Source organism: Arthrobacter melezitosi (genome assembly GCF_054511055.1).
In genome coordinates this window covers 74,587-85,015 of record NZ_JBTNDJ010000013.1, presented here as the reverse complement: position 1 = coordinate 85,015, position 10,429 = coordinate 74,587, and the positions used below count along the sequence as shown (strand labels likewise).

Genomic DNA, 10,429 nt, shown 5'->3' with positions numbered 1-10,429 from the left:
CCCCCCCCCCCCCCCCCCCCCCCCCCCCCCCACCCCCCCCCCCCCCCCCTCTCGGCTCCTCCCCCCCCGCTGCTCCGGTGCCGTCCGCAGAGCCCAATGCATCGGAAGGCACCGCATGGAATACCGGAAACTTGGCAACAGCGGCACCGCGGTATCGGCGCTGGCCCTTGGAACGATGACGTTCGGGGCGGAGGCCGACGAGGCCGAGTCCCACCGCATCCTCAGCGCCTACGCGGCAGCCGGTGGAAACCTGGTCGACACCGCCGACGTGTACGCCGGAGGGACGTCCGAGGAGATTATCGGGCGGTGGCTGGCGAGGAATCCGGCCGGGCGGGACTCGATGGTGCTCGCCTCCAAGGGGCGGTTTCCGACGGGCACGGGCGCCAATGACGTGGGCCTGTCCCGCCGGCACCTGCGGCGTGCGCTCGATGCCTCACTGACCCGCCTCGGCGTGGACCACCTCGACCTGTACCAGGTGCATTCCTGGGACCCCCTCACGCCGCTCGAGGAGACCCTCGGGTTCCTCGACGAGGCCGTGCGCAGCGGCAGGATCTCCTACTACGGCTTCTCCAACTACACCGGCTGGCAGTTGACCAAGGCGGTGATGCTCGCCAGGGCCCTCGGGTACAGTGCGCCGGTCACGCTCCAGCCGCAGTACAGCCTGCTGGTGCGGGAGATTGAAGCCGAGATCGTCCCGGCCGCGCTCGACGCAGGCATGGGCCTGCTGCCCTGGTCACCCCTTGGCGGTGGCTGGCTGACCGGAAAGTACCCGCGGGACACACCGCCCACCGGGGCCACCCGGCTCGGGGAAAACCCGCAGCGCGGGATGGAGGCCTGGGAGCCGCGCAACGCGCAGGAGCGCACGTGGCGGATCGTGGACGCCGTTACGGAGATCGCGCAGGCACGCGGCGTGAGCCCCTCGCAGGTTGCCCTGGCCTGGGTGGCCGGCCGGCCGGCCGTCACCTCGGTCATCCTCGGGGCCCGGACACCGGCACAGCTGGAGGACAACCTCGCCTCCGCCGGCGTTGAACTGTCACGCGAGGAGACCGGCCGGCTCGACGGCGTCAGCGCCCCCCGGTTGAGCGACTATCCCTACGGCGGGCCGGCGCTGGAGCAGCGCAGCCGGGCGATCGACGGAGGACGCTGAGCCCGGAGCCGCAGCGGCGGTCCGCCCTGCCGGCGCGGCCAACGAAACACTTTTGCACCCGGGCTGCCTGCGGAGCCGGGGCCGGCCCGGCGGGGGAGGGTCAGCCGAGGACCGCCAGGGCCCGCTGGGCGGCCTCGACGAGGACCTTCGTTTCGGCCGGGGCGGACTTGACCTCGCCGTCGAGCTGGTAGGGCATCGGCTTGACGGTGGTGAATTCGTACCTGCCGACGCTTGGCTGCTTCCCGAGTCCCTTCGTGGCGGCACGCAGCGCCGTCAGGAGGACCTTCCACTTGGCCATGTGGGGAAAGACCACGACCTCGAACTGCCCGTCGGAGGGGTGCTCCTCGGCTTCGCTGAGCGTGGCGTACTTCGCCATCTCCGGGATGTTCGCCAGCACGAGGCTGTCGAACCTGCGGTGGGTCCCATCGGTCTGCCGGATCTCGAACGGCTTGAACTTCGCGAAGGTGCGCACCACGGTGACCATCTCCTTGAGTGCGCCCTTGCTTCCCTTCTCGAGGTCGATGGCCACCACGGGGGTCAGGCCGAATCCGATGTAGGAGTGGGCGTAGTTCGTCTCGGCCGTGGGCCCCTCACCGATCGTGATCTTGAGCAGGTCGAGGTGCCGTACCCGGCCCTCGGCGATCGCCTCGGCCAGCGGCTTGGTGCCGGTGGTCCGCCGGTGGTCGTTGGCGTTGCCCGCGGCCATGACAGCGCACACAGCGTCATTGCTTCCACTCTGCATCACCCCGTTCACCACCTCGTTGTACCCGCCGTCGCCGCTGACCGACACCACGAGGGCGTTGCCCTGGCGGGCGGCCGCGCGGGCGAGGTCAACGGCGTGGCCGGCATGCTCGGTGGGGCGGAGGGTGATCTCGGGCCGGTAGGCAAGGCGTGCGGAAAGATCGTCGCGCAGCCCCTCCGCCAGCTGCGGCGCGTCGCCGGTGCTGTTGGGGTTGAAGATGATCGAGATGGTGTCGAAGGTGCGCGCTGGGTCCATGAAGAGCTCCCGGTGGAAGTGGATGCTGCAGGGCTGCCGGGGCGCACCGCGGCCGCTGCAGAGGCGGGGGTGGGCACCCTTTGCTCCAAGAGTGTCATATAGATTGGGCGCGGGCACCGTAGAGTTGGCGGCCCCGGCCGCGGCGGGCCGGTGCATCCGGCGGCCGGGTGCGTAAGGGGACGACGCGGAAGGAAGGGAGCCGGAGCTCATGGGGAACCCGTGGAGCGGAGCGGACACGCTTGAGGTGCTTCAGCTGCGCCGCCCGGCGGGGGCGGTGGAGGACCTCGAGGCCGGCATCGACCTCCTGCGGGAGGTGGCCGCCGGACGGCGGGCGCCCACCCTGCGCCTGTACCGTCCGGCCCCGACGGTCGCCTTCGGCCAGCGCGACGCGCGGCTGCCGGGCTTCGCTGAGGCAAGCGCCAAGGTGCGGGCGGCCGGATTCGAGCCCGTGGTGCGCCGTGCCGGCGGACGGGCCGCCGCGTACCACCGGGGCTGCCTGGTCGTTGACCATATCGAGCCGGCAGCCGATGCGGTGGCGGCGACCCGCGCGCGCTTCGAGTTCTTCGGTGGGTTGTTCGCCCTCGCGCTGCGCGAGGCCGGCGTCTCCGCGGCGGTGGGTGAAATCCCGGGGGAGTACTGCCCCGGCGAGTTCAGTGTCCACGGACCGGCCGGGGGACGCTCACGGGTGAAGCTCGTCGGAACCGCCCAGCGGGTGGTCGCCGGGGCGTGGCTCTTTTCCTCGGTGGTCATCGTGGAGCACGCCGCGCCCCTGCGCGCCGTGCTCACCGAGGCGTACTCGGCCCTGGACCTGCGGTGGAACTCCGCCACCGCGGGTGCGGCCGACGACCTGGTTCCGGGTATCCGGGTCCGCGACCTGCAGGAATCGGTCCTCGGCGCCTACGACCGTCACGTGCGGCTGGTTCCGGCGCCGGACCTGTAGGTTCCCTGCAGGGACGTCCGGCGCGGGCCGGCGGGCGGGCCGGCCCGCCCGCTAGACGCCCAGGCGGGACTTGACCTCGGCGACTGATGGGTTTGTCGCCGTTGAGCCGTCGGGGAAGATCACCGTGGGAACCGTCTGGTTGCCGCCGTTGAGCGAGGCCACGAGTTCGGCCGTCCCCTCGGTCTCATCGATGTTGACTTCGCGGAAGCCGATGCCCTGGGCGCTGAGCTGGGACTTCAACCGGCGGCAATAGCCGCACCACGACGTCGAGAACATCGTGATCGTTCCGGCTTCTGGCGTGTACTCCACTTGGATCCTCCTGGAATTGCTGCAAGTAACTGTGCTGGTGGTGTCGAAGCACCTTCAAGGTGCAACGCCCGCCCGGCGGTTTCGATTCCGTCAGGCGATTTCGGTGATGCTGACGGTGCCATCGGGCCCGACGCTGAGCCCCGGGTTGAAGCAGACCTCCCAGCGGAACCCGTCCGGGTCGGCGAAGTATCCGGAATACCCGCCCCAGCTCATCTGGGTTCCCGAGGCCAGGATGGAACCCCCGGCGGCCGCGGCCTGGTGCAGCACGGCGTCGACGGTGTCCGGCGAGTCCACGTTGTGTCCCAGCGTGAACAGCTGCGGGTTTCCCGGGCCGCCTCCGCCGGCCTCCGCCGCGAGGTGGTCGAGCCGGAACAGGGACAGCAGCAGCCCGTGGCCCACCTGGAAGAACACGACCTCCTCCGGGACGTTGAGCTTCGGCGTCCAGCCCAGCCCGTCCCCGTAGAAGGCGAGGGACGCCTCGAGGCTGCGGACCCCAAGGGTAATCACATTCACCATTGAATCCATGGGGTCGATCCTCTCACTGCCGCCGCCCGGTTCCGGTACCGGCCGCCGTGGCGTGGCGTGGCGGTTGTTGGTCGGGCCGGAGCGCAGCGGATACGATCAGAGGGACCGCGGCGCCACCCGTTTCCGGGCGCGCCGGCCTTCACCGCACGCCAGCCACTGCCGTGTACCACTTTCGCAAGGAGACCACCGTGTCAGCGCCCCAATCAATCACCCTCATCGTCGATGGCGAAGAGAACCAGGTGACCGCGGGCACGACCGGTGCCGACCTCTTCCGGGAACGGCGCGACGTCGTCGTGGCCCGGGTCAACGGTGAACTGAAGGACCTCGACCAGCCGCTGCCCGACGGCGCGCGGATCGAGGCGGTGCCGATGGATTCCCCCGAGGGCCTCGAGGTGCTGCGGCACTCCGCCGCGCATGTCCTCGCCCAGGCCGTGCAGCAGCTGCGCCCCGGCGCCAGGCTCGGCATCGGTCCGTACATCACCGACGGCTTCTACTACGACTTCGACGTCGACGAACCGTTCACCCCCGACGAGCTGAAGCAGCTCGAAAAGCTGATGCAGAAGATCGTCAACGCCAACCAGCTGTTCGTTCGGCGCGAGGTGTCCGAGGACGAGGCCCGCGAGGCCATGGCCGGGGAGCCGTACAAGCTCGAGCTGATCGGGCTCAAGGGCGATGCCGCCGACGAGGAGGGCGCCTCCGTCGAGGTCGGCGCCGGCGGGCTGTCCATCTACGGCAATGTCGACCGGAAATCCGGCGACGTCGTCTGGGAGGACCTGTGCCGCGGCCCGCACCTGCCCAACACCAAGCTGATCTCCAACGCCTTCGCGCTCACCCGCTCCGCGGCCGCCTACTGGCGCGGGAGCGAAAAGAACAAGCAGCTCCAGCGCATCTACGGCACCGCCTGGCCGACCAAGGACGACCTCAAGGCCTACCAGGAGCGCCTGGCCGAGGCCGAGCGCCGCGACCACCGCCGCCTCGGCACCGAGCTCGACCTGTTCTCGTTCCCGGACGAGCTCGGTTCCGGCCTGCCGGTCTTCCACCCCAAGGGCGGCATCATCCGCAAGGCCATGGAGGACTACTCCCGCCAGCGCCACACCGAGGACGGGTACGAGTTCGTCTACACCCCGCACATCACCAAGGGCCACCTCTACGAGGTCTCCGGCCACCTCGACTGGTACCGGGACGGCATGTTCCCCCCAATGCACGTGGACGCCGAGCTCAACGAGGACGGCTCGGTGCGCAAGCCCGGCCAGGACTACTACCTCAAGCCGATGAACTGCCCCATGCACAACCTGATCTTCAAGTCGCGGGGGCGTTCCTACCGGGAGCTTCCGCTGCGGCTCTTCGAATTCGGTTCGGTGTACCGGTACGAGAAGTCGGGCGTCATCCACGGCCTCACCCGGGTCCGCGGCATGACCCAGGACGACGCCCACATCTACTGCACCCGCGAACAGATGAAGGAAGAGCTCACCGGGACGCTCAACTTTGTCCTCGGGCTGCTGAAGGACTACGGGCTCGACGACTTCTACCTCGAACTCTCCACCCGGAACGAGGAAAAGTCCGTCGGTGACGACGACATCTGGGATGAGGCAACCCGCACCCTCGCGGAGGTGGCCGAGGAATCGGGGCTGCAGCTCGTTCCCGACCCCGGGGGAGCCGCGTTCTACGGCCCGAAGATCTCCGTCCAGGCGAAGGACGCGATCGGCCGCACCTGGCAGATGTCCACCATCCAGCTCGACTTCAACCTGCCCGAGCGCTTCGAGCTCGAGTACCAGGCCGCCGACGGCAGCCGCCAGCGTCCGGTGATGATCCACCGCGCCCTGTTCGGATCGATCGAGCGGTTCATGGGCGTGCTCACCGAGCACTACGCCGGCGCGTTCCCGGCGTGGCTGGCGCCGGTGCAGGTCCTCGCCGTCCCCGTCGCCGAGGCCTTCAACGACTACCTCTACGATGTGGTCGACCGGCTCAAGGCCGAAGGGATCCGCGCGCAGGTCGACGCCGGCACGGACCGGTTCCCGAAGAAGATCCGCACCGCGAGCAAGGAGAAGGTGCCCTTCGTCCTGATCGCCGGTGGCGAGGACCAGGAGGCCGGGGCCGTCTCGTTCCGGTACCGCGACGGAAGCCAGGAGAACCAGGTGCCCGTCGAGGACGCAGTGAAGCGCATCGTTGAGGCCGTCCGGACCAGGGACAAGTCAATCTGATGTCCTCGACCCCAGACGCCGGACCGGACTACCCCGGGGACGCCGAGGCGACGGATGACTTCCAGCTCGCCGGCGTGCCCGATGCCTTCCAGCGCCTGTGGACCCCGCACCGCCTCGCCTACATCAAGGGCGGCCCGGACCAGTTCAAGGACAAGGATGCCTGCCCGTTCTGCGTGGCTCCCACCCGCAGCAACGAGGAGTCCCTCATCGTCCACCGGGGCGAGCACTGCTATGTGGTGCTGAACCTCTACCCCTACAATCCAGGCCACCTCCTCGTGGTTCCGTACCGCCACCTTCCGGACTACACCGATATCGACGGCGCCGAGACGGCGGAGTTCGCTGTCCTGACGCAGACCGCGATGCGGGTGCTCCGGGGCGTGTCCAATCCCACCGGGTTCAACATCGGGATGAACCAGGGCCGGACCGGGGGCGCCGGCATCGCGGCGCACCTGCACCAGCACGTGGTCCCGAGGTGGGGCGGGGACGGGAACTTCCTGCCGATCATCGCCCAGACCAAGGCCGTGACGCAGACCCTCGGAGAAGTCCGCCGGCAGGTGGCCGAGGGGTGGTCCGCCGCCGCGGGCGCTCCGGATGCCGATGCTGCGGAAGGACGCGCCTGAGCCATGCTCAACAAGTACGCGAGGTCGTTCTTCACGTCGCTGTTCACCCCGCTGGCGGCGCTGCTGCTGCGGTGGGGGGTCAGTCCCGACGCGGTCACCATCACCGGCACGGCGGGGGTCGCCGTCGGAGCGCTTGCCTTCTATCCGCAGGGCGAACTGTTCTGGGGGACGCTGTTCATCACCGCCTTCGTCTTCTCCGACGTCATCGACGGCATCATGGCCCGCTTGCAGGGCCCGGGCGGCCCATGGGGGAGCTTCCTCGACTCGACGCTCGACCGGGTGGCCGACGGGGCGGTGTTCGCCGGCCTGGCCGTGTGGTTCTTCACCGGCGGGAACTCAACCCCCACCGCGGTGGCGGCCTTGGTGTGCCTGGTGCTCGGGATGCTCGTCTCCTACGCCCGTGCGAAGGCCGAGTCGCTCGGTTTCACCGCCAGCATCGGCATCGCCGAACGCGCCGAACGGCTTGTGTCGGTGCTCGTCACCGCGGGCTTGACCGGGCTGGGCCTGCCGGAGGTGTTCCTCCTCGGCGTCCTGATCCTGCTTGCCCTGGCCAGCGTGGTCACGGTGTTCCAGCGCGTCGCCGCGGTGCGCCGCCAGTCCCTGGCGCCCCGCCCCGCCGGCCAGGGTTGAAACCGGCCATGGTGGCCGGCCGGTCCGTCCCGTGAACGCGCCCCCGCCGGCCGCCCCCGACCGGGGGCCGGCCCTGTTGATCGTCAACCCCGCCTCAGGCCGGGGCCGAAGCACGAAGTTCCACGCCCGGGTCGCCGCCGCCCTGGCCGCCGAGGGGTACGACGTCGCCGAGCACGTGACGACGGGACTCGCCGACGCCCGCGCCGCCGCTGCCGGTGCCGCGCCGGGCACCCTGGTTGCCTCCCTGGGCGGCGACGGACTGCACGGCGCCGTCGCCGCGGGCGTGATGGGCACCGGCGCGGTGCTGCTGGCCCTCGGCGGCGGGCGGGGCAACGACACGGTCCGCCGGCTCGGGCTGCCGGTCCATCCGGTCCGGGCCGTCCGCTCGGTGCCCTCCCTGGCGGCCCGCCCCCTGGACCTGGGCTGCGTCAACGGGGTGCCGTTCCTCGGCGTCGCCCACATCGGCTTCGACGGCCTCGCGGCCGAACTCGCCAACGCCTCCCGCATCGGCCTGGGCCCCCTGAGCTACCTGGCCGGCGGGGTGCGGGCGCTGCTCACCTGGAAGGGCGTCGCGTTCGCGGTCGGCGTGGACGGAGTGTCCGAGCGGTTCACCGGGTGGTTCGTCGCCGTGGGCAATGTCGGCCAGTACGGCGGCGGGATCCGCATCGCCCCGCACGCCGCCGCCGACGATGGACTGCTCGATGTGGTCCGCCTGCGCGGCGGTGGCCGGGTCCGCCTCGCCAGCGTCTTCCTGCGCGCCTTCGGCGGCGCCCATCTGGCCCAACCGGGGATCGCCTCCACCCGGGGCCGGCGGGTGGACCTGACCGCGGCGCCCGGACTCAACGTCTACGCCGACGGGGAGCTCGTCGGGCCCGTCCCGGCCGAGATCACCCTGCTGCCCTCGGCCGTGCTGGTCCTGGTGCCGCCGTCGTCCCCGGCCCTCCTCGAGAACGCCGCCATGCCTGCCGGGCAGCCGCGCCCCCGGGGGCGGTAGCGGCAGGGGTTCGGCCCCCCGGCCGGTGGGTTCTCCACGCCGGTGCCGGCCGGGCCCGCGGAACGGCCCGGAACGGGCAGCGGTACGCCGGCCCGTCCGGGCGTATTATGGGATGCGTTACCTTTTACCAATCTTTAGGGGCTTTCTGTGTCCACCGTTGACGACAATTCGACAACCGCAGCTTCGACCGGCGGCAGCCGCGTCAAGCGTGGAATGGCTGAAATGCTGAAGGGCGGCGTGATTATGGACGTCGTCACGCCGGAGCAGGCCCGGATCGCCGAAGATGCCGGCGCGGTGGCTGTCATGGCCCTCGAGCGGGTTCCGGCCGACATCCGCGCCCAGGGCGGGGTCTCGCGCATGAGCGACCCCGACATGATCGACGGCATCATCGCCGCCGTCTCGATCCCCGTCATGGCCAAGGCCCGGATCGGCCACTTCGTCGAGGCCCAGGTGCTCCAGTCTCTCGGTGTCGACTACATCGACGAGTCCGAGGTGCTGACCCCGGCCGACTACTCCAACCACATCGACAAGTGGAAGTTCACGGTGCCCTTCGTCTGCGGCGCCACGAACCTGGGGGAGGCGCTCCGCCGCCTCAACGAGGGTGCCGCGATGATCCGCTCCAAGGGCGAGGCAGGCACCGGGGACGTCTCCAACGCCACGATGCACATGCGGAAGATCCGCTCCGAGATCGCCAGGCTTTCCTCGATGGCCGAGGACGAGCTCTATGTCGCCGCCAAGGAACTCCAGGCACCTTACGAACTGGTCAAGGAGGTCGCCCGGGAGGGCCGGCTTCCGGTCGTGCTCTTCACCGCCGGCGGCATTGCGACGCCCGCCGACGCCGCAATGATGATGCAGCTCGGCGCCGACGGCGTGTTCGTCGGCTCGGGCATCTTCAAGGCGGGGAACCCCGCCGAGCGGGCCGCCGCCATCGTGAAGGCCACCACCTTCCACGACGACCCGGACATGGTCGCCAAGGTCTCCCGCGGCCTCGGCGAGGCGATGGTCGGCATCAACGTCGACGAGCTGCCGCAGCCGCACCGCCTGGCCGAGCGTGGCTGGTAGCCACCGGCGCACCACTCTCAAGGCATAAAGGAAGGGGCACCGCCACCAGGCGGTGCCCCTTCCTCATTCCCCGCAGGGCCGGAAGTCAGTGCCGGCCGCGGCCGAGGTCGCCGTCGGACTCGATCTGCTCCTTGCGGACCTCCTCGTTGACCGTGTGCTGCTCGGTCACAGTCTCCTTGTCGAGGCGGACCCGCTCGACGGGAACGGCTTCCTTCTCGACGACGGGCCGCTCCTCATGGAGGACGACCTCGTGCTCCTCCTCGCTGATGGCAGGGCCGGCCATTGCGGCATCGCGGTTGGCGTCGGTGATCGGCTCACGCTCGAGGCGGACCTCCTCACGCTCCACCGGAACGGTCCGGGATACGTTCTCGGAGACGACGAACTTGCGCAGGCGCACCCGGCCGGCCTCGCGCGACTCGGTACCCACGCGCAGCCGCTCCTCCGAGCGGGTCATCGCCTCGTCGGTGGTGGGCCCGGAGGTGTCGTGGCCCACGGCCTCGCGGCCGGTGGTGGTGCCGTTCGCGGTGCCGGTGGTATCCGCGAAGCCCGTCCCGTGGTTGTCGGAGCCGTTAAGGCTGTAGTGCCGGTAGAGGCGGTCCTCCTCCTCGGGGCTCAGGTGGCCGTCCTTTTCCACCTTTGGAGCATCCTTGACCAGGGCCTTGCTGTAGGGGACGCGGACGTCGTTGCCGTCGACCGACGCGGCCTGGAGCGGAACGAAGGACTCGGAGGTGCCGAACAGGCCGGTGTTGACCGTAACCCAGCTGGGCTGCCCGGTTTCGTCGTCGACATACAGTTGGCCGATCGAGCCCAGCTTGCTGCCGTCATCGGTGTACACGTTTCCGCGGCCGGCGGCCAGGTTGTTCAGGTTTTCCTGGGTAATCATGTTTCTCCTTGGTGTTCACGAAGGTGTTCACTGGCTCCGCCGCGAGGGCGGCGCCGTAGTGGAGGTCATGGGCACGAGGCCCCGGGCTGCTTGCACCGCCCACTCTAGGGGCGCATGGAAA

Annotated in this window: 11 protein-coding genes; 7 read left to right on the top strand and 4 right to left on the bottom strand. The window is 70.1% G+C overall.

The features are described from left to right. Nucleotides 1-115 precede the first annotated feature (115 nt). Nucleotides 116-1,147, top strand: a complete 1,032-nt coding sequence (locus ACX80W_RS13255; RefSeq protein WP_459284014.1) for an aldo/keto reductase — start codon at nt 116-118, stop codon at nt 1,145-1,147. A gap of 100 nt (nt 1,148-1,247) precedes the next feature. On the opposite strand, the gene ACX80W_RS13250 is transcribed toward ACX80W_RS13255, so the two are convergent. Further along, entirely contained in the window at nt 1,248-2,144 is an 897-nt protein-coding gene (locus ACX80W_RS13250; protein WP_459284012.1) for a diacylglycerol/lipid kinase family protein, read from the bottom strand. Between the two features lie 208 nt (nt 2,145-2,352). Here ACX80W_RS13250 and ACX80W_RS13245 point away from each other — a divergent pair, with 208 nt between their 5' ends. After that, nucleotides 2,353-3,084: a lipoate--protein ligase family protein gene (locus tag ACX80W_RS13245; protein ID WP_459284010.1), complete on the top strand. Its 732-nt coding sequence runs from the start codon at nt 2,353-2,355 to the stop codon at nt 3,082-3,084. Between the two features lie 51 nt (nt 3,085-3,135). Here ACX80W_RS13245 and ACX80W_RS13240 read toward each other — a convergent pair whose 3' ends face one another. Both ACX80W_RS13240 and ACX80W_RS13235 read right to left on the bottom strand, forming a co-directional pair. After that, on the bottom strand, nt 3,136-3,393 hold the full coding sequence (locus ACX80W_RS13240; RefSeq protein ID WP_459284008.1) for a mycoredoxin: 258 nt from the start codon (nt 3,391-3,393) through the stop codon (nt 3,136-3,138). 90 nt (nt 3,394-3,483) lie between these two features. After that, nucleotides 3,484-3,918 carry a VOC family protein gene (locus tag ACX80W_RS13235; RefSeq protein WP_459284006.1) on the bottom strand — a complete coding sequence of 145 codons (435 nt, stop codon included), beginning with the start codon at nt 3,916-3,918 and terminating at the stop codon, nt 3,484-3,486. A gap of 188 nt (nt 3,919-4,106) precedes the next feature. Here ACX80W_RS13235 and thrS point away from each other — a divergent pair, with 188 nt between their 5' ends. The 5 genes from thrS to pdxS all read left to right on the top strand — a co-directional run bounded on the left by thrS (nt 4,107) and on the right by pdxS (nt 9,425). Next, the gene (thrS, locus tag ACX80W_RS13230) at nt 4,107-6,119 is read left to right on the top strand and encodes a threonine--tRNA ligase (protein WP_459284004.1); all 2,013 of its coding nucleotides are present in this window, start codon (nt 4,107-4,109) and stop codon (nt 6,117-6,119) included. After that, nucleotides 6,119-6,739, top strand: coding sequence for an HIT family protein (locus ACX80W_RS13225; protein WP_459284003.1), 621 nt, complete (start codon nt 6,119-6,121; stop codon nt 6,737-6,739). Before thrS ends, ACX80W_RS13225 begins: the two co-directional genes overlap by 1 nt. 3 nt (nt 6,740-6,742) lie before the next feature. Further along, the gene (gene pgsA / locus ACX80W_RS13220) at nt 6,743-7,369 is read left to right on the top strand and encodes a phosphatidylinositol phosphate synthase (RefSeq protein WP_459284002.1); all 627 of its coding nucleotides are present in this window, start codon (nt 6,743-6,745) and stop codon (nt 7,367-7,369) included. A 31-nt stretch (nt 7,370-7,400) separates the two neighbouring features. Continuing rightward, complete coding sequence (locus ACX80W_RS13215; RefSeq protein ID WP_459284000.1) at nt 7,401-8,363, top strand: diacylglycerol/lipid kinase family protein; 963 nt, start codon at nt 7,401-7,403, stop codon at nt 8,361-8,363. 147 nt (nt 8,364-8,510) lie between these two features. Further along, the gene (gene pdxS, locus ACX80W_RS13210; RefSeq protein ID WP_459283998.1) at nt 8,511-9,425 is read left to right on the top strand and encodes a pyridoxal 5'-phosphate synthase lyase subunit PdxS; all 915 of its coding nucleotides are present in this window, start codon (nt 8,511-8,513) and stop codon (nt 9,423-9,425) included. An 85-nt stretch (nt 9,426-9,510) separates the two neighbouring features. Here pdxS and ACX80W_RS13205 read toward each other — a convergent pair whose 3' ends face one another. Continuing rightward, nucleotides 9,511-10,308 carry a DUF2382 domain-containing protein gene (locus tag ACX80W_RS13205; RefSeq protein ID WP_459283996.1) on the bottom strand — a complete coding sequence of 266 codons (798 nt, stop codon included), beginning with the start codon at nt 10,306-10,308 and terminating at the stop codon, nt 9,511-9,513. Nucleotides 10,309-10,429 lie beyond the last annotated feature (121 nt).